Source organism: Rhodovulum sp. HP10 (genome assembly GCF_047553435.1).
Taxonomy (GTDB): Bacteria; Pseudomonadota; Alphaproteobacteria; order Rhodobacterales; family Rhodobacteraceae; genus Rhodovulum.
This window is the reverse complement of sequence record NZ_CP180201.1, coordinates 2,598,295-2,619,288: the sequence shown is the minus strand read 5'-3', so window position 1 is coordinate 2,619,288 and position 20,994 is coordinate 2,598,295. Positions and strand designations below refer to the sequence as shown.

Below are 20,994 nucleotides of genomic sequence, written 5' to 3'. Positions count from 1 at the left end.
TACCTCGTGTCCGTCGGCCGTTCGGGCCGCGATAATTCTGCGTTGTCCGGAACAAAAAACAGCGCGCAACCCGAATCGATGCACGCCGGCGCCCGGAAAAGTGCGTAGGCCTTACCGCCCCAGCCGTCCGGTTTCAAGCCCGGCGCGCAGCGACGGCCCCGACCTCAACCGAAAAACGCGAGCAGCGCCTGCAGACCGACCCTGATCAGCCAGTCGACAAGAAAGAAGAACACGGCCATCACCGTGGCCATCGCGAAAACCATGATCGTGGTCAGGAACACCTCGCGCCGGGTCGGCCAGACCACCTTCGAGATTTCCGAGCGGGTCTGCTGAATGAACTGAAGAGGGTTCGCCATGGGCCTGCGGGGTCCGTTCTGCCTGTTAACCGGGCCGAGATACGCGCTTGGGCATCGGTTTGCAAGGGCGCCACAGGGCCGTTCGCCCCACCGCCGCGCCCGGCGCTTCCGGCACGCTCACCAGGCGGCCGCATCCCCGCCCTGACCTCAAGTCGCGCGAACTACTCCGGAACGGCGCACATCCGTCCAGGGCAGCCCCGGAGGCGCAGGGCGCAGCCATGCAGGCGGGCGACCACCGGAAGGTGACACTTGCCCAGCTGGCCCGACGGGAACACCCGCTGGACGAATTGTCGGGAAGCGGCCTGGCAGGGGCGGAGGGGCTCGAACCCCCGACCCTCGGTTTTGGAGACCGATGCTCTACCAACTGAGCTACACCCCTAGGCCGTGCGCCCGATTAGAATATGCGGCAGCGGGAATCAAGAGCGGTTTTTGCACCGGCCGCGGGTTTCGCGAAAGCGCCGCAGCCAATCGCCCGGCAGAAACGCGACCGGGCCACAGCGAGGCTCCCGCCCCAGGACCGTCCGGGAAAGGCGCGGGCGACGATGTCAGGGCCGCTGCTGGCGCGATCCGGAGCCGCTTGACGAACAACCGATTCCCCCCCCCGCGCCCGAGCCGGGACCAGATGCACCCCTTCGCCCGGACGCGCATGGCCGGACACATCCGCTCATCCGATTCAGGCTGGAAGATATCGCAAAGCCTCGGGCCAATGAAAAAGGGCCGCCCCGAAGGGCGGCCCCGGCTCGCGCTCAGGCGAGACAGATCACTTCAGGATTTTCGAGACGACGCCGGCGCCGACGGTGCGGCCGCCTTCACGGATGGCGAAGCGGAGCTTCTCTTCCATCGCGATCGGGGCGATCAGCTCGACCTTGAACTTCAGGTTGTCGCCCGGCATCACCATCTCGGTGCCTTCGGGAAGTTCGACCGTCCCGGTCACGTCCGTCGTGCGGAAGTAGAACTGCGGACGGTAGTTCGCGAAGAACGGCGTGTGACGGCCACCCTCTTCCTTGGTCAGGATGTAGGCCTCGGCCTCGAACACCGTATGCGGCGTCACCGAGCCGGGCTTGCACAGAACCTGGCCACGCTCGACCTGGTCGCGGTCGATGCCGCGCAGCAGCGCGCCGATATTGTCACCGGCCTCGCCGCGGTCCAGCAGCTTGCGGAACATCTCGACACCGGTGCAGGTGGTTTTCTTGGTGTCGCGGATGCCGACGATTTCAAGCTCGTCGCCCACATTCACCACGCCACGCTCGACACGGCCGGTCACCACGGTGCCGCGGCCCGAGATCGAGAACACGTCCTCGATCGGCATCAGGAAGGGCTGGTCGACCGGACGTTCCGGGGTCGGGATGAACTCGTCGACCGCAGCCATCAGCTCGCGGATCTTGTTCTCGCCGATTTCCGGGTCGCGGCCTTCCATCGCCGCAAGCGCCGAGCCCGAGATGATCGGGATGTCGTCGCCGGGGAAGTCGTAGCTCGACAGAAGCTCGCGGATCTCCATCTCGACGAGCTCCAGAAGCTCGGCATCGTCCACCTGGTCGACCTTGTTCATGAACACGACCAGAGCCGGCACGCCGACCTGACGGGCCAGCAGGATGTGCTCGCGGGTCTGCGGCATCGGGCCGTCAGCCGCGTTCACCACCAGGATCGCGCCGTCCATCTGGGCGGCACCGGTGATCATGTTCTTCACATAGTCGGCGTGGCCGGGGCAGTCGACGTGGGCGTAGTGACGCGCCTCGGTCTCGTATTCCACATGCGCCGTCGAGATCGTGATCCCGCGCGCTTTTTCCTCGGGCGCACCGTCGATCTGGTCATAGGCCTTGAAATCGCCGAAATACTTCGTGATCGCAGCCGTCAGCGTCGTCTTGCCGTGGTCAACGTGGCCGATCGTGCCGATGTTAACGTGCGGTTTCGTCCGTTCGAACTTTGCCTTACCCATCTTGGGCGCCTCATGGATTAGGGGGCCGCCTCCGGGCCCGATTCAACATCGCGCGCTCTCTAGTCTCTGGCACGCCGGAAATCAAGCGTCAGTTCGCCCGGGACGGGTCCCGGCCGGGCTGCTGGGCGCCCTGCCCGGCCGCGGAATCGAGGGGGGTCGTAACGACCTCTGCAGCCGGAACGGACGCCGGGGCGGAGGCCTCCTCCGATGCGGTTCCGGCCATCGCATCGAGCGGTGGTGCGGCCTCCGGATCGTAGTGCAGCCACTCCTCGCGATGCTCGACCAGCCAGCGCTCGATCCGCTTGGCGGCGTTGCGGGCCAGCGCGCGCATCTGCTCGTCCCTGCTGCGGATCAACCCGGTCCCGACCAGTGTGGCCCCGTTCAGCCCCTCGCCGACCGAGAGCTGCTCGGACTCGGCATTGAGCTTCCTGCCCGCCGCGTCGTCCCAGAGATTGGCCGAGACCACCAGCATCGATTTCGGCGCCAGGATCACCGGCACGCCCGGAACGGCCAGTGCGTAGCCGTCGACGGCAATCCCGAGATGGTAGATCCTGTCGCCGTCATAGCGACCGAAACGGCGCTGCAACTCTTCCTTCAGCACCGTCTCCCACTCTTCCGCGGTCGCCTGGCGCGAGGGCGGAATGTCCTTGGCATTCTTCGCCACGACGATGGCATAGCCCAGCCGGAAATCGCCCAGCGGCACTGGCGGCTCGTCGATATCGTCCTTCGCGGCACAGCCGGCGACAAGCACCAGACCGGCGACGAACAGGAGGAGCCGAAGGGTCGTGAACGGGCCGCGCATGTGGTTCCTCAAGCTTTGGCAGATCCTCAGGGGATAGCCCGGTGAAGGCCGTCGCGCAACGCCCGCGCTCAGGTAAAACGGTTATCTCTCGGAAAGCCGCGCGGCGCCATCCGGCCACTGCCCGCGCGCTTGCCCAGCCATTCGGTCAGGTCGGTCTCGGTGCGGGTCCGCCCGGCCGGATCGTGCCAGCTGAGCCCGTCGGCCAGGGTGAAGGTGGTGGCATCCACAAGCCCGCCATCCTTGTATTTCTGCAGCCGCACGCCCTTGCCGCGCCCCATCTCGGGCAGCTCCTCCAGCGGGAAGACCAGCACCTTGCGGTTCTGCCCCACGCAGGCGACGTGATCGCCGCGCACCGGTACGCAGACCCGCGCCACGGCCGGGGCCCTGACATTGAGCGCCTGCTTGCCCGTCCGGGTCTGGGCCAGCACATCATCGGCGGCGACCAGGAATCCGTCGCCCGCGCTGGAGGCCACCAGAAGCTTTTCGCCGGGACGGTGGATGAACAGCGCGACGATCTCGCTTTCATTGGGCAGATCGACCATCAGCCGGACCGGCTCTCCCATGCCGCGCCCGCCCGGAAGCTGCACCACAGGCAGGGTGTAGAACCGCCCGTTGGCGCCAAAGAGGATCAGCCTGTCGGTGGTCTCGGCATGGATCAGGAAGCGGCCCTCGTCGCCATCCTTGAACTTCAGCGCCGAGCCGTCGGCCAGATGGCCCTTCATCGCCCGGATCCAGCCCATCTTCGAGCAGACCACCGTCACCGGCTCGCGCTCGATCATCGCCTCGATCGGCACATCGGCCACCTCGGCGGCTTCGGCGAACACCGTCCGGCGCGCGCCCCCCGGCGCCCTGGCCCCGAAGGTCTTGCGCACCTCGCGCAGCTCTTCGGCGATCCGCTTCCACTGAAGCTCCTCCTGCCCCAGCAGGTCGAGAAGCCCCGCACGCTCCTCGGTCAGCCGGTCGCGCTCGGCGGTCAGCTCCATCTCCTCGAGCCGGCGCAGCGAGCGCAGCCGCATGTTGAGGATCGCCTCGGCCTGCACATCGGTGAGCCCGCCCGGCCCCGACGCCGGCAGCGGCGAGACATAGTCGCGTTCGGACATCGCCTTGGCATGGGGCCGCGTCCAGTCCTCGGCCATCAGCGCGGCCTTGGGCTCGTCGTCATAGCGGATGATGTCGATCACCCGGTCGAGATTGAGGAAGGCGATCAGCAGCCCCGCCAGCACCTCGAGCCGGTGGTCGATCTTGTCCAGCCGGTGCTGCGAACGCCGGAGCAGCACCTCGCGCCGGTGATCGAGGAAGGCGCGCAGCACCTCCTTGAGCGAACAGACCTTGGGCGTACGGCCGTCGATCAGCACGTTCATGTTCAGGCTGAAGCGGATCTCAAGATCCGAGTTCCGGAACAACGTGCCCATCAGCACTTCGGGATCGACATTGCGCGACTTCGGCTCGAGCACCAGCCGGACATCCTCGGCGCTCTCGTCCCGGACATCGCCCAGGATCGGGATCTTCTTGGTCTGGATCAGGTCGGCAATGCGCTCGATCAGCTTGGATTTCTGCACCTGATAGGGGATCTCAGAAACCACCACCTGCCACTGGCCGCGGCCCAGATCCTCGACCTCCCACCGGGCACGCAGCCGGAAGCTGCCGCGTCCGGTCCGGTAGGCCTGGGCGATGCTGTCCTTCGGCTCGACGATGACGCCGCCGGTCGGGAAATCGGGCCCCGGCACATATTGCAGGAGGGTGTCGTCCTGCGCGTCGGGCGCCCTGATCAGATGCAGGCAGGCGCCGACCAGATCGTCGATATTATGCGGCGGAATATTCGTCGCCATGCCGACGGCGATGCCGCTCGAGCCATTCGCCAGAAGGTTCGGGAAGGCCGCGGGCAGCACCACGGGCTCTTCGAGGGTGCCGTCATAATTGGGCCGGAAATCGACCGCGTTTTCCGACAGCCCCTCCATCAGGGCCTCGGCGGCGGCGGTCAGCCGGGCCTCGGTATAGCGGCTGGCGGCCGGGTTGTCGCCGTCGATATTGCCGAAGTTCCCCTGACCGTCCACCAGCGGGTAGCGGACGTTGAAATCCTGCGCCAGACGCGCCATCGCATCGTAGATCGCGGCATCGCCATGGGGGTGATAGTTGCCCATCACGTCACCCGAGATCTTGGCAGATTTCCGGAAGCCCCCGGTCGCGGTCAGCCTGAGCTCGCGCATCGCGAACAGGATGCGCCGGTGCACGGGCTTCATCCCGTCCCGGGCGTCGGGCAGTGCCCGGTCCATGATCGTCGACAGCGCATAGGTCAGGTACCGGTCGCCGATGGCGCGGCGCAGCGGTTCGGACAGGGCGTCGTGCTTCGGGTCTTCGGTGGCGTCTGACATGGCGGCTGTGTAAAGCGGAGCCTGAAAAGGGTCCAGAGGCGAGTGCGCGGGCAATGACAGGAAAGTCGGTTCTGATCACGGGATGCGCCTCGGGCATCGGCCATGACGCCGCCCATGCCCTGAAAGCGCGCGGATGGCGGGTCTTCGCCACCTGCCGGCAGGAGGCCGATTGCGACCGGCTCGCCGCCGAGGGGCTCGAGAGCTTTCCGCTCGATTACGCCAGCGAGGACAGCATCGCCGGGGCCCTCGACGCAGTTCTGTCGCGCACCGGCGGCCAGCTCGACGCACTATACAATAACGGCGCCTTCGCCTGCCCGGGCGCGGTCGAGGATCTGCCCCGTGCCGCATTGCGCGAGATCTTCGAGACCAATCTCTTCGGGGTCCATGACCTCACCCGGCGGGTCATTCCCGCGATGCGGGCGCAGGGGCATGGCCGGATCGTCACCTGCTCATCGGTCCTGGGCCTCGTCCCGCTGAAATGGCGCGGCGCCTATTCGGCGACGAAATACGCGCTGGAAGGGCTGACCGACACGCTGCGGCTCGAGATGCGGGACACGCCGATCCGGGTGATCCTGATCGAGCCCGGCCCGATCACGTCGAAAATCCGGGTGAACTCGATCCCGCATTTCGAACGCTGGATCGACTGGCAGAACAGTGCCCGGGCCGAACAGTACCGCAATTCGCTGCTGACACGGCTTTACGAGGATCGCGGCCGCGACTTTTTCGAATTGCCGCCCTCGGCGGTCAGCCGCAAGCTGATCCATGCGCTGGAATCGCCGCGCCCGAAGCCGCGCTATTTCGTGACCGCGCCCACCCATCTGATGAATCTCGCGCGGCGCCTGCTGCCGACTGCCGCGCTCGACTGGCTGATCGACAAGGGATAGGCGGCCCGGGCAAACCCGAACGCCCCGGCGCCCGCCCCTGCCCCCGAGAGAAACAAAACGCCCTCGGCAGCACCATGCGGCGAAATATACTTTCTCGACGCTTTTTGTCTGTTCCGTCGGTTTCAGACCCGCTAACACTCTCCGGAACCATTGACTTGCCCCGATGAGCGGGGCGTGACTGCAAGGGAGACACACGCCGATGAAGGTCATTGTGCCTGTTAAGCGGGTGATCGACTACAACGTGAAGGTCCGCGTGAAGGCGGACGGAACGGGGGTCGATCTCGCCAACGTCAAGATGTCGATGAACCCCTTCGACGAGATTGCCGTCGAGGAGGCGATCCGCCTGAAGGAAAAGGGCAAGGTCACCGAGATCGTCGCGGTCTCTATCGGGGTCAAGCAGGCCCAAGAAACCCTGCGCACCGCTCTGGCCATGGGCGCCGACCGTGCGATCCTGGTGGTCGCGGCCGAGGACATCCATGACGATATCGAACCGCTGGCGGTGGCCAAGATCCTCAAGGCGGTGGTCGACGAGGAACAACCCGGGCTGGTGCTTTGCGGCAAGCAGGCGATCGACAACGACATGAACGCGACCGGCCAGATGCTGTCGGCGCTTCTGGGCTGGAGCCAGGGCACCTTCGCCTCCAAGCTCGAGATCGACGGCGACAGCGCCGAGGTCACCCGCGAGGTCGATGGGGGCCTGCAGACCATCAAGGTCAAGCTGCCGGCCATCGTTTCGGTCGATCTGCGCCTCAACGAGCCGCGCTATGCCTCGCTGCCCAACATCATGAAGGCCAAGAAGAAGCCGCTCGACGAGAAGACGCCCGCCGATTACGGCGTCGACACCGCGCCGCGCCTGACCGTGCTGAAGACCGCCGAGCCGCGCGAACGCAAGGCCGGCGTCATGGTGGCCTCGGTGGACGAGCTTCTGACGAAACTGAAAGACGAAGCGGGGGTGCTCTGAGATGGCCGTTCTTCTGCTTGCCGAAGTCACCGGGGGCGCGTTGCAGCTTGACGCGACCGCCAAGGCCGTGACTGCCGCGAAGACCCTGGGCGAGGTGACCGCGCTTTGCGTCGGCGAACATGCCAAGGCCGCGGGCGAGGCCGCCGCGAAGATCGAGGGCGTGGCCAGGGTTCTGGTCGCCGAGGATGCGATCTACGGCCACCGTCTGGCCGAGCCCACCGCCGATCTGATCGTGTCTCTGGCCGGAGAGTATGACCACATCGTTGCACCGGCCACCACCGATGCCAAGAACATCATGCCGCGCGTCGCCGCGCTGCTCGACGTGATGGTGATCTCGGATGTCGTGGGCGTGGTCGATGCCGACACTTTCGACCGCCCGATCTATGCGGGCAACGCGATCCAGACGGTGAAATCCGTCGACGCCAAGAAAGTGCTGACGATCCGCACATCGACCTTCGATGCGGCTGGCGAGGCGGCGGGCGCGCCCGTCGAGGATGTGGCCAGCGCGGGCAACCCGGCGCTTTCGGAATGGCTGTCCGACATCGCCGCCAAGAGCGACCGCCCCGAACTGACCTCGGCCGGCGTGATCGTCTCGGGCGGGCGCGGTGTCGGCTCGGAAGAGAACTTCAAGCTGATCGAAACGCTGGCCGACAAGCTGGGCGCAGCGGTCGGGGCCTCGCGTGCCGCCGTCGACAGCGGTTTTGCTCCGAATGACTGGCAGGTCGGACAGACCGGCAAGGTGGTGGCCCCCGAGCTTTATATCGCGGTGGGCATTTCCGGCGCGATCCAGCACCTCGCGGGGATGAAGGATTCGAAGGTCATCGTCGCCATCAACAAGGACGAGGAAGCACCGATCTTCCAGGTCGCCGATTACGGCCTCGTCGCCGATCTCTTCGACGCCTTGCCCGAGCTGACCGCCAAGCTCTGAGGAAGCGCCGAACGCATCACGAGGCCCGCCGGCACCCACCGGCGGGCCTTTTTCGACGCATGAAGCTGTGGGGACAGGATCAGATCGCCTGAAGCTCGTGCAGCGTCGCGCTCAGCACCCCGGCCAGTTCCTCATGCACCGCAGGCCCCGGCAGCGAGGCAGCCGCCACCTCATCCGCTTCGCCATGCACCATGCCCTCGGCGCCGCGGGCCAGCGCGTCCGGGCTCGGCTCGAATTCGACGACCCGGGTGAAATAAGACCGTACCGTATCCAGCATATGCCGGGTCACGAAGAGCGGGTCCTTGCCCAGACCGTCACAGGAGGAGACCTCTCCCGGGGTCCGCCCCGGCAGCCACAGCAATATCTTGTCGCCGGGCATCCGCCCCGCCAGCTTGCGCATCCGCGCCTGCCAGGCCATCTGCAGCTCGGCTACCACGATCTCGAAGGACGAGGGCGATTTCTGCCTCAGCACGCTCAGCATGTGGCGGGTGAAATGGAATTCGGTGAAATCGACGCCGGGATAAAGCGCCTTCAGCATCGCCGAGGCGCGCAGGAACCGGTCGTTCCGGCGCGGATGCACGACGTAGAACCGGTTCGACATGTTATGCGCGCCGAGGGCCTGAATGATCGTGACCCGCGCCCCGGCGACCACATCCATCAGGGAGACGTCGTTGAGGAAGACGTCGAGCCCGGCATTGTTACAGCCGAGATTGACCATCTGCAGCCCGGTCGCCTCCTCCAGCAGGGCCGGATAAGGCTTCGGTACGAACTTGCCATAGGTCTCGGTGCCGCCCACCACGGCACAATAGGGCTGATCCAGCGACCGCTTCGGCCCCCGGAACACCAGCCTGGAATTGCCGTAGCGGCAGGGGAAATAGGCAAGCGATCCGCTGCCCGGATTGTCAAAGATCATCTTGCACCCACTCGCGCCTCGCGACTCACGCCTGCCAGACTGGGCATGGCGTGTTTCCAAGTCGCTAAGCTTCGTATTTTAAGGATAACGTCGCCCTTGTGCCGCAGCGCCGCATCGGCCAAGGTGCCGCCAACAGGGTGAGGAAAGCTGATGGGCGTGAAGACGGTCGGGATTGTCGGTGCGGGCCAGATGGGCAACGGGATCGCTCATGTCTTCGCGCTGGCGGGGTACGAGGTCAGGCTGAACGACATTTCGGCCGACGCGCTGGACCGGGCACTGGACACTATCGGCAAGAATCTCGATCGCCAGGTCAGCCGCGAGAAGATCACCGAAACCGAGAAGCGCGACGCGCTCGGGCGGATCGCGATCACCACGGCGCTGACCGATCTGGGCTCCTCCGACCTGATCATCGAGGCGGCGACCGAACGCGAGGCGGTCAAGACCGCGATTTTCGAAGAGCTTCAGCCGCACCTGACGCCGACCACCATCCTGACCTCGAACACCTCCTCGATCTCGATCACCCGCCTTGCCAGCCGCACCGACCGGCCAGAGAAATTCATGGGGTTCCACTTCATGAACCCGGTTCCCGTGATGCAGCTGGTCGAGCTGATCCGGGGCATCGCCACCGACGAGGAAACCTATCACACCCTTCTCAAGGTGGTGGAGACGCTTGGAAAGACCGCGGCTTCGGCCGAGGATTTTCCGGCCTTCATCGTCAACCGCATCCTGATGCCGATGATCAACGAGGCGGTCTATACACTTTACGAGGGCGTGGGCTCGGTAAAATCCATCGACGAGTCGATGCGGCTTGGGGCGAACCATCCGATGGGGCCGCTCGAACTGGCGGATTTCATCGGGCTCGACACCTGCCTCGCGATCATGAATGTGCTGCATGAGGGGCTGGCCGACACCAAGTACCGGCCCTGCCCGCTGCTGACCAAATATGTCGAGGCGGGCTGGCTTGGGCGCAAGACCCATCGCGGGTTCTACGACTATCGCGGTGAGACGCCGGTTCCCACGCGCTGAGAAGGCCCCTGCCCCCGAGGGGCCGCCAGGGAAAGCCCCGGGCAGCATGGGTATTTCTGCCAGGAAGAAGACGCAAACCCCGATTTCAGGGCAGCGCCAGGGTGCGCGCCCGAAGCCAGGCCAGGAAACCGCGCGGATCGCGGGCCCAGGGCTCGATCTCGTCGCGGCCGATCGGGACACCGACCGCCGGGGCCTGGGGCCTGTTCAGCGCATGCACGACCTCGTGCAGCAACAACCCCTGACGAAGCGTCGGCGACAGCCGGTTCGCGATCTGGTACCAGCGTGAATTCTGCCCCTGGAAGCGGACAGGCAGCACCTGTGCACCCGAGCGCTGGATCAGCTTGGCGGTGAAGGGGTGCCAGAGGGCCTCGACCGCGGGACCGAAGAATGTTGGCGAGGAGGCCACGACCCCGGCCGGGAACAGCGCCACGACACCGCCCTGAGCGAGATAGTCCATCGCGGCCCGGCGCATCTCGAGATTGCGTTCGCGCGCATCCTCGGCATGGGGAAAGGGCACCGGGATCATGAATTCGGCCACCTCGCCGACATCGGTCAAGAGCGAGCGGGTCAGGATCTTGTAATCGCTCCGCACCCGGCCCAGGAGCTCGGCCAGCACCATGCCGTCGACCAGCCCATGCGGGTGGTTCGCCACGACCACCAGCGGCCCCTCGCGCGGGATCCGCGCCACCTGCTCGGACGGGGTCGCGACCCGGATGCCCATCACGTCGAGGGCCTGGCGCCAGAACGCCTGGCCCCGGGGCACACCGCCGGCCTCGAACTTGCGGACCAGCCGCAGCAGCGTGAGCTTGCCGGTCAGGATCTCGATGGCCCGGATCGCCTGGGCACGGAGCGGATCCGGAAAGGTGCGGGCATAGGACAGCTCGCGCGCATCATAGGGCGGCTCGGCCCCGGGCTGGGCAGGCATGCGCGCGCCGCCCTACATGTCTTCGCCGAACCGGGCCGCGACCAACCGTTCCAGCGCATCTGCAAGCTTCAGCGCCTCGGGCCCATGGGTCGAGACCTCGATCGCGGTGCCTTTCGAAGCCGCGAGCATCAGGAGCCCCATGATGGAATCGCCGGACGCGTTCATCCCGTCGCGATACACCTCTGCCGTTGCGTCATGTTCCTCGACGCATTCCACAAACTTGGCCGAGGCCCGGGCATGCAGCCCCTTCTCGTTCACGATTTCAAAGGTTCGTGTCACTCTGTTGCTGGTCAATGGGTCCTCACAGGCCGCCTGCGTCGAAACTGTCAATATATTTGCGCGCGGCCGCCAGTGCCGAAGCGGTGGCATCGCTGACACTCATGCGGCGCGACTTGGCCAGCTTGATCAGCATCGGCAGGTTGGCGCCATAGAGGATTTTCCGATCGCCGGGTGCGCAGGCTCGGATCGAGAGGTTGGAGGGCGAACCGCCGAACATATCGGTCACCACCACGACGCCGCCGCCCTCATCGACCTCGTCGGCGGCACGGCAGATCTCGTCCTGCTTGGCAGCACGGTCATCGTCGGGCGCGATCGCGATGGCACGAATCCCGGGCTGCGGGCCCACGACATGCTCCATCGCGGCCAGGTATTCCCGGGCCAGGCCCCCATGCGCGACGATGACGATTCCGATCACGCGCCCGTTCCCGTTCGCATTGCGGGCACGCCCTGTGCCCGCCTCTCCAGTTCCCTATGCCTTATAGACACTTGCCATTCCGTTGCCGCAAGCCGTTTTGCCACGGCCTCGGCCATGGCGACCGAACGGTGTTGCCCTCCGGTACAGCCGAACCCGATCGAGATATGGCTGCGGCCCTCGTCGCGATGCGCGGGCAGCACAAGCGCGGCGAGGTCACAGATCCGGTCGAGAAAGGCGGCATGACGCGGGTCGGCCGCGACATAGGCCGCCACCGCCGGATCGCGGCCGTCCAGCGTCCGAAGCGACGGGTCCCAGTAGGGATTGCGCAGAAAGCGGCAATCGAAGGCCGTGTCGATGCCCAGGGGCAGGCCACGCTTGTAGGAAAAGGAGTGCAGCGAGACCGCAAGCGGCGCCGCGCCACCCGGGGCGAAGCGCGCGGTCATCTCGGCGCGGAACTCGTGGATCGTCAGATCGGACGTGTCGATCAGACTGCTGGCAAGTTCGCGGATCGGACCGAGGATATCGAGCTCTCGCGCGACCCCTTCGGCCGGGCTTTCGGCCGGCGCCATCGGGTGACGCCGCCGGGTTTCGGAGAAGCGGCGCAGCAGCACATCGGGGCGGCAATCGAGGTAAAGCACATCCGCCTCGAGCCCCGGCGCCGCAGAAAGCCCGCGGATCAGGTCGGCCAGCGCCTGGGCCGAGAAATCGCGGGTGCGAATATCCACCCCGAGCGCCAGAGACGGACCTGGCATCGGACCATCGAGAAGGCGCGGGATCAGCGATATCGGCAGGTTGTCGATTGCCTCGAAGCCCAGATCCTCGAGCACACCCAGCGCGGTCGAGCGCCCCGCACCGGAGGCCCCGGTCACCAGCAGGATGCGCTGGGGCCGGACAGGCGGATCGTTCTCGAGAGGATTGGACATCAGTCGCTTGGCCCGGCGATAAGGTATTGCAGGATGGCTGCGGCAAAATATGGCCGATCCACCCGGCGAAGCAAGGGCAGCGGTTTCCCGAGGATCTCGGTCATGCGCACCGGCGGCAGCCGCTCGGTTTCGGAATGATCGAGATCGACCGCCAGCACCACCGGCGCCGAGGCGACCGCCTCGGCGCGCAGCAGCCCGACGCTCCGCGCCTCGATCAACCCGCGAATCGTGTCGGGCGCGGTGGCGACAAGCCCGTTTTCGACCCGGGTCAGGATCGTGCGATCATCGGCGACGAGCTCCGCGCCAAGGGCCATCAGCTGCAGCGCCAGCGCCGACTTGCCGGTGCCGGAGGCTCCGCTGATCAGCACGGCCCGGCCCCGATGCGCCACGGTACTGGCGTGAAGGATGCGGCTTGGAACGTCGGGCATGGCGGTCACGGGCCTCTCCGGCAAGGGTCGGGCCTCAGATCGGAAGGCCGACAACGAAGCGGGCGCCCAGTTGCTCCGATGTGACGTCGGCCTCGGTCGGGCGGATGTTCTCGGCCCATATCACACCGCGATGAGCCTCTACGATCTGTTTCGAGATCGCAAGTCCAAGACCGGAATGATTGCCGAACTGCCCGGGCGGCCGCTCGGAATAGAAGCGGTCGAAGATCTTGGTCAGCGCCTGTCCGGGAATGCCCGGCCCGGTATCCTCGACCACGACCAGCACCCGATTGTCGCGTTTGCGCGCCCAGATCCGGACCGCATCGCCGGCCTCGCAAAACGAGATCGCATTGGTGATGAGGTTGACGAAGACCTGCGCCAGGCGTGCCTCGAGGCCCTGGATCTCGATCGGATCCGGTGGCAGGTCGGCGATGAAATCGATGCCGCGCTCGCGCGCCTGCTTCCCGAGATGATCCGCAAGACCGCGCAGCATCCGCACCAGATCGACCGTCGTTTCCTCTTCCTTGACCAGTTCGCTGTCCAGCCGGGATGCATTCGAGATATCGCTGACCAGCCGGTCGAGCCGACGTACGTCATGTTCGATCACGTCGAGCAGCCTGGCGCGCTGGTCCTCGCGCCGGGCCACCCGAAGCGTCCCGGTCGCCGACCGCAGGCTGGCAAGCGGATTCTTGATTTCATGTGCGACATCGGCGGCGAACTGTTCATTGGCGTCGATCCGGTCGTAAAGCGCCGCGACCATGCCGCGCAGCGCCCCCGAAAGCCGCCCGATTTCATCGGGCCGGGCCGTCAGGTCGGGGATGCGGACCCGCCCCGGGCTCATCGAGCGTGCATTGCGGTTCTGCCCGATCTCGGCGGCGGCCGCGAGCTCGGAAAGCGGATTGGCGATGGTCGAGGCAAGAACCAGACCGAGGCCAACCGAAACCAGAAGCGCGATCACGAAGACCTGCAGCACCTCCTCGCGCTCGATCCGGACAAGGCGATCGATCTCGCCGCTGGCCGAGACCATGGCCACGACGCCGATCACCCGCCGCTCCTGAAGGATCTGTGCGGTGACGGTGAATGTCGTACGGCCCGAAGAGTCGACCCCGGTCTCGACCTGCAGCCCGTCAATCAGGGTGGTTGCGACCTGATCGGTCAGCCGCAGCTGAGGATCGCCCTCGGCATCGCCGCCCTTTTCCAGCCCGAAAAGCGACAGTCCGCCAAGCCAGGCACGATACAGCGCATCGGTGATCACGGTGATCCAACCGTCATCCCCATATTCCCCGACCGGCCAGTCTGTCCCGGCAGAGCCGCGGGCACGTCCGACCAGGTTCAGCTCCCTGTCGAACACGAAGACCTCGGCCCCCTGCGCAAGTTCGAGACCGGTCAGTAGAGCATCGACATCGAGGCCGTTGCCCGAAAGGGCGGCGGGCCGGTCATCGAACCGGGCCTGCGCCTCGAACACATCAGCTACCAGATTGGTCTCGGCCACCATGCCGCTTTCGCGCAGGCTGAGCAGGCTGTCGCGCGCGGGGTTGAGATACAGCACGCCAGAGATGAGCAGGATCTGCGCGATAAGGTTGGCGGCAATGATCCGCCGCGCCAGCGGCGAGCGCTTCAGCGAAACGAAGCCACACCGCGGGCCACGGCACCGACGGTCGGGTTCAGCCGCCCTGCGCCCGGGGGCGTCCCCGGGCCCGGCCCCCTGATCGGCACTCCGCTTGCTGTCCCGCACCGGCTCTGCCCCCGGAAATCCGCCTCACTCCTCGTTATAGCGATAGCCGATACCGTACAGCGTCTCGATCGCCGAGAATTCCGTATCGACCTGACGCATCTTCTTGCGCAACCGCTTGATATGACTGTCGATGGTGCGATCGTCGACATAGACCTGATCGTCATAGGCCACATCCATCAGCTGATCGCGGCTTTTCACGAAACCGGGGCGCTGCGCGAGCGCCTGCAGCAGCAGGAACTCGGTCACCGTCAGCGACACATCAAGCCCCTTCCAGGTCACCGAATGGCGCAGCGGATCCATCGTGAGCTGTCCGCGCACCATCGTCTTGCTTTCCTCGGGCGACGGGCCGGCATCGGCGGCGATCACCTCCTGCCGGCGCAGCAAGGCACGGATGCGTTCGACCAGAAGCCGTTGCGAGAAAGGCTTCTTGACATAATCGTCGGCCCCCATCCTGAGCCCCAGGACCTCGTCGATCTCATCATCCTTGGAGGTGAGAAAGATCACCGGCATCGTGCTTTTGCGGCGCACCCGTTGCAGCAGATCCATGCCATCCATTCGGGGCATCTTGATGTCGAAAACGGCCATGTCGGGCATGCGCTTGTTGAAAGCGTCCAGCGCCGCCTGACCGTCATTATAGGTTTCCACCTCGAAACCTTCAGCCTCGAGCGTCATGGAAACGGAAGTGAGGATATTCCGGTCATCGTCGACGAGCGCAATCCTAGACATGGAAGATTTCCTTATCCTGTCCGCAAGCGGAACCATATGATTTTACGCGACATTTACTCACGTCACAGCGCAAATCGCCGACCCGATGCGAATCGCGGCACCACATTGAGGCACATTGAAGCCGGAAAACGTTTACCTAACCGCTAACAGCGCTCTGCCGCCGGGCCGATGCAAATTGCGCAGGTTTTTTTACCCAAAGGCGCAAAATGATTGCGCTACCAGAGAAAAAATCAAACTATGATTGCGCTAACGCCCTGTCGGTCCCTGTTGTTTCATGGAAACGTCATGCTATAGCCGCGCGGACCGAGATGCGGTGGCAAGGAGCATTAGACCATGGAATTCGGACGCGTGAACCCCAATCAGCGCCTTGAGGCACAGGGCATCGAAGGGCTGGGCAAGGTCTATTACAACCTCTTTGAACCCGCGCTGGTCGAAGAAGCGCTCAAGCGCGACGAAGGGACCCTCGGCAAGGGGGGAAGCCTCCTCGTGACCACGGGCGTCCATACCGGCCGGTCTCCGAAGGACAAGCACGTCGTGCGCACGCCGGAGGTGGTCGAGCATATCTGGTGGGAGAACAACCGCCCGATGGAGCCCGAGGCCTTCGACCGGCTGCATGCCGACATGCTGGCACATCTCAAGGGCCGCGAGGTCTTCGTCGAGGATCTGTATGCCGGCGCCGATGCCGACAACCGGCTCGACGTGCGGGTCGTCACCGAGATGGCCTGGCATGGCCTGTTCGCGCGCCACCTGCTGCGCCGCCCCGCGCTGGAACAGCTCGACAGCTTCGTGCCCGAATTCACCATCATCAACTGCCCGAGCTTCAAGGCCGATCCCGAACGCCATGGCTGCCGCTCCAAGACCGTGGTCGCGCTGAACTTCGCCAAGAAGCTGATCCTGATCGGCGACACCGAATATGCCGGCGAGATCAAGAAGTCGGTCTTCACCCTGATGAACTACATCCTGCCCGGCAAGGGCATCATGGCGATGCACTGCTCGGCCAACCACGCCAAGGACAACCCGGTCGACACCGCGATCTTCTTCGGCCTGTCGGGCACCGGCAAGACCACGCTTTCGGCGGACCCGTCGCGAACCCTGATCGGCGATGACGAACATGGCTGGTCGGATAACGGCACCTTCAACTTCGAAGGCGGCTGCTATGCCAAGACCATCAGCCTGAACCCCGAAGCCGAGCCCGAGATCTATGCCACGACCTCGAAATTCTCGACCGTGATCGAGAACATGGTGTTCGATCCGCATACCAAGGAGCTCGATTTCGAGGATGACAGCCTGACGGCCAACATGCGTTGCGCCTATCCGCTGCACTACATCTCGAATGCCTCCGAGACCTCTCTGGGCGGGCATCCGAAGAATATCATCATGCTGACCTGCGACGCCTTCGGCGTGCTGCCCCCGATCGCGCGGCTGACCCCGGCCCAGGCGATGTATCACTTCCTGTCGGGCTTCACCTCGAAGGTCGCCGGGACCGAAAAGGGCGTGACCGAGCCCGAGCCCACCTTCTCGACCTGCTTCGGCGCCCCCTTCATGCCGCGCCGCCCCGAGGCCTATGGCAACCTCCTGCGCGACAAGATCGCCAAGCATGGCGCGACCTGCTGGCTGGTCAATACCGGCTGGACCGGCGGGGCCTACGGCACCGGCTCGCGGATGCCGATCAAGGCAACCCGCGCGCTGCTGACCGCAGCACTCGACGGCTCGCTGAACGATGCCGAATTCCGCAAGGATCCCAATTTCGGCTTCGAGGTGCCGCTCGCGCTGCATGGCGTTTCCGAGGAATTGCTGGACCCGCGTCGCACCTGGGCCGATCCGACGGAATATGACGCCCAGGCGCAGAAGCTGGTCCGGATGTTCTCGGAGAACTTCGCCCAATACCTGCCCTTCATCGACGACGACGTGAAGGAAGCCGCGATCGGCTGATCCGTCGGCTCGGCATTGAATAGGCCCGGTCTCGCGACCGGGCCTATTTCGTTTCAGAGGGCCGCCTTGCGGCCCGGACTGGGTATTTCCACCAAGAAGAAGGAGGGGTCAGCTGTCCGACCAGCGGGCGAGCGCGGCCTCATCGGCATCGCGGGCCGCAACCCAGGCCGCGCCATCGGTGCCGAATTCCTTCTTCCAGAACGGGGCACGGGATTTCAGGTAATCCATCAGGAATTCGGCCGCGGCGAAGGCATCGGCACGGTGCGGAGCGGCAGTCGCGACCATCATGATGGTCTCGCCAGGGGTAAGGCTGCCATGGCGGTGGATCACGAGACAGTCGAGAAGCCGGAAACGCGTCATCGCCTCGGCAGCGATGGCCTCGAGCGCGCGCTCGGTCATGCCGGGATAGTGTTCAAGCTCCATCCGGGCGAGCCCGCCATCGTCGCGGACCAGACCGGCGAAGGTCACGACCGCACCGGCATTGCCGCACCCGCTGGCAAAGGCAGCGCATTCGGCGCCGAAATCGAACGGGCCGGACTGGACGCCGATGCGCATCTCAGCCGCCGGTCATCGGCGGGAAGAAGGCAACCTCGCGCGCGCCCGCAAGCGGCGCGTCGAAATCGGCAAGCTCCTGATCGAGCGCGACCCGCAGCGCCGAGAGATCGGCGAAGGCGGCGGCATAGCGCTCTTCGCGGGCGGCGAGTTCCTCGACCAGGGCGGCGACGGTCGGAGCCCCGGTCTCGATCCGCTCTTTCGGCAGGCCGATCCGTTCCCGGACCCAGGCAAAATAGAGCACGTCGATCATGGCACCTTCTCCTCCTTGAGATAGGGCCAGGACTTGGCGAAATAATCGGCCCCGGTGATCAGAGTCAGCGCCGACGCCGCCAGCAGCAGCGCGGTGCCGAGCCCCTCGATGGCGGCATGGGGCAGGATGCCATGGGCGATCAGCACCGAGATCGCGATCATCTGCACCGTGGTCTTCCATTTGGCGAGTTTGGTGACCTTGAGCCGCCCGGCCTGGGCGCCGAGAAATTCGCGCAGGCCCGAGACGAACACCTCGCGGAAAACGATCACCGAGGCCGCAAGCGTCAGCCAGGTCGGCATGCCGAACTTAGCCACCATGACCAGCAGCGCGGCCAGCACCATCGCCTTGTCCGCAATCGGGTCGATCATCGCACCGAAGCGGCTGGTCAGATGCCAGCGCCGGGCGACATAGCCGTCGACCCAGTCGGTGATCGAGGCCCCGATGAAGAGCACCAGCGCGACCCAGTCGGCGACGGGGCTGTCCCAGAGGAAATAGACCAGCGGGAACAGCGGTGCCGCCGCGAGTCGCAGCACCGACAGGATATTGGGGAGAGTCCATCTCATGGCCGGGTCATAGCGCGTCAGCCCCGCTCATGGAAGAAGCCGTAGATGGTTTCGGCGAGACTGTCGGAAATTCCCTCGACCGCCTTCAGATCGGCGAGCCCGGCCCGGCTGACCGCCTTGGCACTGCCGAAATGGGTCAGGAGCGCGCGTTTGCGGGTGGCGCCGACGCCGGGGATCTCGTCGAGGGGCGTCGCCCCCATGGCTTTCGCCCGTTTCGCGCGATGGGTGCCGATGGCAAAGCGGTGCGCCTCGTCGCGCAGGCGCTGCACGAAGTAAAGCACCGGATCGTTATGCCTCAGCGCGAAGGGACGTTCGCCGGGACGGTGAAACTCTTCCTTGCCGGCATCGCGGTCGATGCCCTTGGCCACGCCCACGACCGGCAGATCCTCCACGCCCAGATCGCCCATGATCTCGGCCACCGCTCCGACCTGCCCCGCGCCGCCATCGATCAGCAGCAGATCGGGCCAGGTCTCGCCTGCCCGGTCGGGATCTTCCTTCAACAGGCGCTGGAAGCGGCGGGTCAGGACCTCCTTCATCATGCCGAAATCGTCGCCCGGCGTCAGGTCGTCGCCGCGGATGTTGAACTTGCGGTACTGGCCCTTGACGAAGCCCTCGGGCCCGGCCACGACCATGGCGCCAACCGCATTCGTGCCCTGGATATGCGAGTTGTCGTAGATCTCGATCCGCTTCGGCGACGCCTCCAGCCCGAAGGCCTCGGCAAGGCCGGCCAGAAGCTTGCCCTGGGCCGCACTTTCCGCCATCCGCCGTCCGAGGCTCTCGCGCGCATTGCGGGCGGCGTTCTCGATCAGCTCGGCCTTCTCGCCCCTCCGGGGCACCGCGAGTTCGACCTTGCGTCCGGCCTTCTGGGACAGCGCCTCGGCCATCAGGTCACGATCCTCGATGTCATGGGACAGAAGGACCAGCCGGGGCGGTTCCTTGTTGTCGTAGAACTGACCGAGGAAGCCCTGCAGCAATTCGGGGGCCTCGGCGCCACTGCCCGTCTTGGGATAATAGTCGCGGTTGCCCCAGTTCTGATGCGCGCGGATGAAGAAGACCTGCACGCAGGCCTGCCCGCCTTCCATATGCAGCGCGACCACATCGGCCTCGGGCACGCCGCGTGGGTTGATCCCCTGCACCGACTGCACCTGGGTCAGCGCCCGGATCCGGTCGCGCAGGCCCGCGGCGCGCTCGAATTCCATCGCCTCCGAGGCCGCCTGCATCTCGGTCGCCAGCGCCTCCTGCAGCCCCGAGGACTTGCCCTTCAGGAAATCCTCGGCATCGCGCACCGCGGCCGCATAGCCCGCCTCGGAGATGCGCCCGACACAAGGCCCGCTGCAACGCTTGATCTGGTAAAGCAGGCAGGGCCGGGTGCGGCTTTCGAACATCGCATCCGAACAGTTGCGCAGCAGAAACGCCTTCTGCAGCTGGTTCAGGGTCCGGTTCACCGCACCGGCGCTGGCGAAGGGGCCGAAATAGGCCCCCTTCACGGTCTTGGCCCCACGATGCTTGCGGATCTGCGGAAAACGATGGTCCTTGGCGACCAGAATGTTCGGAAAGCTCTTGTCGTCGCGCAACAGCACGTTGTAGCGCGGCTTGAGTTGCTTGATCAGGTTCTGCTCGAGCAGCAGCGCCTCGGTCTCGGTGCGCGTCGTGAGAAACATCATCGACGCGGTTTCCGAGATCATCCGGGCGATCCGGGCGCTATGCCCCGACGGCTTGGCATAGTTCGAAACCCGCCGGCGCAGATTGCGCGCCTTGCCGACGTATAGCACCCGGCTTTCTGCATCGAGCATCCGGTAGACGCCCGGCGAGCTGTCGAGCGTGGCCAGATAGGACTGGATGCAGGCATGGCCGCGGGGGCGCCGGGCGGCGTCGCTATCCTCGGTCGGGGTCATCGCTCAGACTCCGTGATTCCGACGATGCCCTGCAACGGCCCCCCGGCAGAGGCAAGGGAAAACAAATCCACGACTTCTGTGGATAAATTTGAGCATAACCTGCGGGCACCTGCAAATTTCCATTGTTTTCCGCCTCATTCCTTGGTTCGCTCAAATTTTAGGCGCACTCGCAACTGGCTGATTTTCGGCATTA

General features: G+C 65.4%; 21 protein-coding genes and 1 tRNA gene. 5 read left to right on the top strand and 17 right to left on the bottom strand.

Annotated elements, in window-relative coordinates:
• Positions 1–164 precede the first annotated feature (164 nt).
• The 5 genes from secE to ACK8CO_RS12225 form a co-directional block, all read right to left on the bottom strand.
• Complete coding sequence (gene secE / locus ACK8CO_RS12245) at positions 165–356, bottom strand: preprotein translocase subunit SecE (protein ID WP_414896801.1); 192 nt, start codon at positions 354–356, stop codon at positions 165–167.
• Positions 357–659: 303 nt separating this feature from the next.
• Positions 660–735, bottom strand: a tRNA-Trp gene (locus tag ACK8CO_RS12240).
• Between the two features lie 381 nt (positions 736–1,116).
• On the bottom strand, positions 1,117–2,292 hold the full coding sequence (tuf, locus tag ACK8CO_RS12235) for an elongation factor Tu (protein WP_080617572.1): 1,176 nt from the start codon (positions 2,290–2,292) through the stop codon (positions 1,117–1,119).
• 88 nt (positions 2,293–2,380) lie between these two features.
• Positions 2,381–3,094, bottom strand: a complete 714-nt coding sequence (locus ACK8CO_RS12230; RefSeq protein WP_414896800.1) for a hypothetical protein — start codon at positions 3,092–3,094, stop codon at positions 2,381–2,383.
• A gap of 68 nt (positions 3,095–3,162) precedes the next feature.
• On the bottom strand, positions 3,163–5,466 hold the full coding sequence (locus ACK8CO_RS12225) for a DNA topoisomerase IV subunit A (RefSeq protein WP_414896799.1): 2,304 nt from the start codon (positions 5,464–5,466) through the stop codon (positions 3,163–3,165).
• Between the two features lie 53 nt (positions 5,467–5,519).
• Here ACK8CO_RS12225 and ACK8CO_RS12220 point away from each other — a divergent pair, with 53 nt between their 5' ends.
• The 3 genes from ACK8CO_RS12220 (at position 5,520) to ACK8CO_RS12210 (ending at position 8,239) form a co-directional block, all read left to right on the top strand.
• Complete coding sequence (locus ACK8CO_RS12220) at positions 5,520–6,350, top strand: SDR family NAD(P)-dependent oxidoreductase (RefSeq protein ID WP_414896798.1); 831 nt, start codon at positions 5,520–5,522, stop codon at positions 6,348–6,350.
• A 199-nt stretch (positions 6,351–6,549) separates the two neighbouring features.
• Positions 6,550–7,311 (top strand): electron transfer flavoprotein subunit beta/FixA family protein, encoded by a 762-nt coding sequence (locus tag ACK8CO_RS12215; RefSeq protein WP_414896797.1) that lies wholly within the window; start codon positions 6,550–6,552, stop codon positions 7,309–7,311.
• A gap of 1 nt (position 7,312) precedes the next feature.
• A complete protein-coding gene (locus ACK8CO_RS12210) occupies positions 7,313–8,239 on the top strand; it encodes an electron transfer flavoprotein subunit alpha/FixB family protein (protein WP_414896796.1) in 927 nt (308 codons plus the stop codon).
• 79 nt (positions 8,240–8,318) lie between these two features.
• Here ACK8CO_RS12210 and ACK8CO_RS12205 read toward each other — a convergent pair whose 3' ends face one another.
• Positions 8,319–9,152: a DUF6473 family protein gene (locus ACK8CO_RS12205; protein WP_080617577.1), complete on the bottom strand. Its 834-nt coding sequence runs from the start codon at positions 9,150–9,152 to the stop codon at positions 8,319–8,321.
• A gap of 150 nt (positions 9,153–9,302) precedes the next feature.
• Here ACK8CO_RS12205 and ACK8CO_RS12200 point away from each other — a divergent pair, with 150 nt between their 5' ends.
• A complete protein-coding gene (locus tag ACK8CO_RS12200; RefSeq protein WP_080617578.1) occupies positions 9,303–10,178 on the top strand; it encodes a 3-hydroxybutyryl-CoA dehydrogenase in 876 nt (291 codons plus the stop codon).
• A gap of 85 nt (positions 10,179–10,263) precedes the next feature.
• Here ACK8CO_RS12200 and ACK8CO_RS12195 read toward each other — a convergent pair whose 3' ends face one another.
• From ACK8CO_RS12195 to ACK8CO_RS12165, 7 genes are read right to left on the bottom strand one after another with little or no spacing between them, the layout of a single operon-like run.
• Positions 10,264–11,103: a lysophospholipid acyltransferase family protein gene (locus ACK8CO_RS12195; protein ID WP_080617579.1), complete on the bottom strand. Its 840-nt coding sequence runs from the start codon at positions 11,101–11,103 to the stop codon at positions 10,264–10,266.
• A gap of 12 nt (positions 11,104–11,115) precedes the next feature.
• A complete protein-coding gene (locus tag ACK8CO_RS12190; RefSeq protein WP_369822796.1) occupies positions 11,116–11,382 on the bottom strand; it encodes an HPr family phosphocarrier protein in 267 nt (88 codons plus the stop codon).
• Between the two features lie 22 nt (positions 11,383–11,404).
• The gene (locus tag ACK8CO_RS12185) at positions 11,405–11,797 is read right to left on the bottom strand and encodes a PTS sugar transporter subunit IIA (RefSeq protein ID WP_080617581.1); all 393 of its coding nucleotides are present in this window, start codon (positions 11,795–11,797) and stop codon (positions 11,405–11,407) included.
• Complete coding sequence (gene rapZ / locus ACK8CO_RS12180; protein ID WP_414896795.1) at positions 11,794–12,720, bottom strand: RNase adapter RapZ; 927 nt, start codon at positions 12,718–12,720, stop codon at positions 11,794–11,796. Before rapZ ends, ACK8CO_RS12185 begins: the two co-directional genes overlap by 4 nt.
• Positions 12,720–13,148 carry an HPr kinase/phosphorylase gene (locus ACK8CO_RS12175; protein WP_080617583.1) on the bottom strand — a complete coding sequence of 143 codons (429 nt, stop codon included), beginning with the start codon at positions 13,146–13,148 and terminating at the stop codon, positions 12,720–12,722. The genes rapZ and ACK8CO_RS12175 overlap by 1 nt, the downstream gene beginning before the upstream one ends.
• Before the next feature lie 34 nt (positions 13,149–13,182).
• Entirely contained in the window at positions 13,183–14,880 is a 1,698-nt protein-coding gene (locus tag ACK8CO_RS12170) for an ATP-binding protein (protein WP_414896794.1), read from the bottom strand.
• A 24-nt stretch (positions 14,881–14,904) separates the two neighbouring features.
• Positions 14,905–15,606, bottom strand: coding sequence for a response regulator transcription factor (locus ACK8CO_RS12165; protein WP_080617585.1), 702 nt, complete (start codon positions 15,604–15,606; stop codon positions 14,905–14,907).
• A gap of 333 nt (positions 15,607–15,939) precedes the next feature.
• Between ACK8CO_RS12165 and ACK8CO_RS12160 the strand changes: the two genes are divergently transcribed.
• Positions 15,940–17,538: a phosphoenolpyruvate carboxykinase gene (locus ACK8CO_RS12160; RefSeq protein ID WP_080617586.1), complete on the top strand. Its 1,599-nt coding sequence runs from the start codon at positions 15,940–15,942 to the stop codon at positions 17,536–17,538.
• Between the two features lie 108 nt (positions 17,539–17,646).
• Here ACK8CO_RS12160 and ACK8CO_RS12155 read toward each other — a convergent pair whose 3' ends face one another.
• The 4 genes from ACK8CO_RS12155 to uvrC are packed head-to-tail and all read right to left on the bottom strand — an operon-like array spanning position 17,647 to position 20,801.
• The gene (locus tag ACK8CO_RS12155) at positions 17,647–18,093 is read right to left on the bottom strand and encodes a molybdenum cofactor biosynthesis protein MoaE (RefSeq protein WP_080617587.1); all 447 of its coding nucleotides are present in this window, start codon (positions 18,091–18,093) and stop codon (positions 17,647–17,649) included.
• 1 nt (position 18,094) lies between these two features.
• Positions 18,095–18,343 carry a molybdopterin converting factor subunit 1 gene (gene moaD, locus ACK8CO_RS12150; protein ID WP_414896793.1) on the bottom strand — a complete coding sequence of 83 codons (249 nt, stop codon included), beginning with the start codon at positions 18,341–18,343 and terminating at the stop codon, positions 18,095–18,097.
• Entirely contained in the window at positions 18,340–18,906 is a 567-nt protein-coding gene (pgsA, locus tag ACK8CO_RS12145) for a CDP-diacylglycerol--glycerol-3-phosphate 3-phosphatidyltransferase (RefSeq protein ID WP_414896792.1), read from the bottom strand. Before pgsA ends, moaD begins: the two co-directional genes overlap by 4 nt.
• Positions 18,907–18,923: 17 nt before the next feature.
• A complete protein-coding gene (gene uvrC / locus ACK8CO_RS12140; protein WP_414896791.1) occupies positions 18,924–20,801 on the bottom strand; it encodes an excinuclease ABC subunit UvrC in 1,878 nt (625 codons plus the stop codon).
• Positions 20,802–20,994 lie beyond the last annotated feature (193 nt).

Excerpts from the sequence above, each read along its gene's own strand:
- secE (WP_414896801.1), bottom strand. The coding sequence starts at position 356 with ATGGCGAACCCTCTTCAGTTCATTCAGCAGACCCGCTCGGAAATCTCG.
- tuf (WP_080617572.1), bottom strand. The coding sequence starts at position 2,292 with ATGGGTAAGGCAAAGTTCGAACGGACGAAACCGCACGTTAACATCGGC.
- ACK8CO_RS12230 (WP_414896800.1), bottom strand. The coding sequence starts at position 3,094 with ATGCGCGGCCCGTTCACGACCCTTCGGCTCCTCCTGTTCGTCGCCGGT.
- ACK8CO_RS12225 (WP_414896799.1), bottom strand. The coding sequence starts at position 5,466 with ATGTCAGACGCCACCGAAGACCCGAAGCACGACGCCCTGTCCGAACCG.
- ACK8CO_RS12220 (WP_414896798.1), top strand. The coding sequence starts at position 5,520 with ATGACAGGAAAGTCGGTTCTGATCACGGGATGCGCCTCGGGCATCGGC.
- ACK8CO_RS12215 (WP_414896797.1), top strand. The coding sequence starts at position 6,550 with ATGAAGGTCATTGTGCCTGTTAAGCGGGTGATCGACTACAACGTGAAG.
- ACK8CO_RS12210 (WP_414896796.1), top strand. The coding sequence starts at position 7,313 with ATGGCCGTTCTTCTGCTTGCCGAAGTCACCGGGGGCGCGTTGCAGCTT.
- ACK8CO_RS12205 (WP_080617577.1), bottom strand. The coding sequence starts at position 9,152 with ATGATCTTTGACAATCCGGGCAGCGGATCGCTTGCCTATTTCCCCTGC.
- ACK8CO_RS12200 (WP_080617578.1), top strand. The coding sequence starts at position 9,303 with ATGGGCGTGAAGACGGTCGGGATTGTCGGTGCGGGCCAGATGGGCAAC.
- ACK8CO_RS12195 (WP_080617579.1), bottom strand. The coding sequence starts at position 11,103 with ATGCCTGCCCAGCCCGGGGCCGAGCCGCCCTATGATGCGCGCGAGCTG.
- rapZ (WP_414896795.1), bottom strand. The coding sequence starts at position 12,720 with ATGTCCAATCCTCTCGAGAACGATCCGCCTGTCCGGCCCCAGCGCATC.
- ACK8CO_RS12175 (WP_080617583.1), bottom strand. The coding sequence starts at position 13,148 with ATGCCCGACGTTCCAAGCCGCATCCTTCACGCCAGTACCGTGGCGCAT.
- ACK8CO_RS12165 (WP_080617585.1), bottom strand. The coding sequence starts at position 15,606 with ATGTCTAGGATTGCGCTCGTCGACGATGACCGGAATATCCTCACTTCC.
- ACK8CO_RS12160 (WP_080617586.1), top strand. The coding sequence starts at position 15,940 with ATGGAATTCGGACGCGTGAACCCCAATCAGCGCCTTGAGGCACAGGGC.
- ACK8CO_RS12155 (WP_080617587.1), bottom strand. The coding sequence starts at position 18,093 with ATGCGCATCGGCGTCCAGTCCGGCCCGTTCGATTTCGGCGCCGAATGC.
- moaD (WP_414896793.1), bottom strand. The coding sequence starts at position 18,343 with ATGATCGACGTGCTCTATTTTGCCTGGGTCCGGGAACGGATCGGCCTG.
- pgsA (WP_414896792.1), bottom strand. The coding sequence starts at position 18,906 with ATGAGATGGACTCTCCCCAATATCCTGTCGGTGCTGCGACTCGCGGCG.
- uvrC (WP_414896791.1), bottom strand. The coding sequence starts at position 20,801 with ATGACCCCGACCGAGGATAGCGACGCCGCCCGGCGCCCCCGCGGCCAT.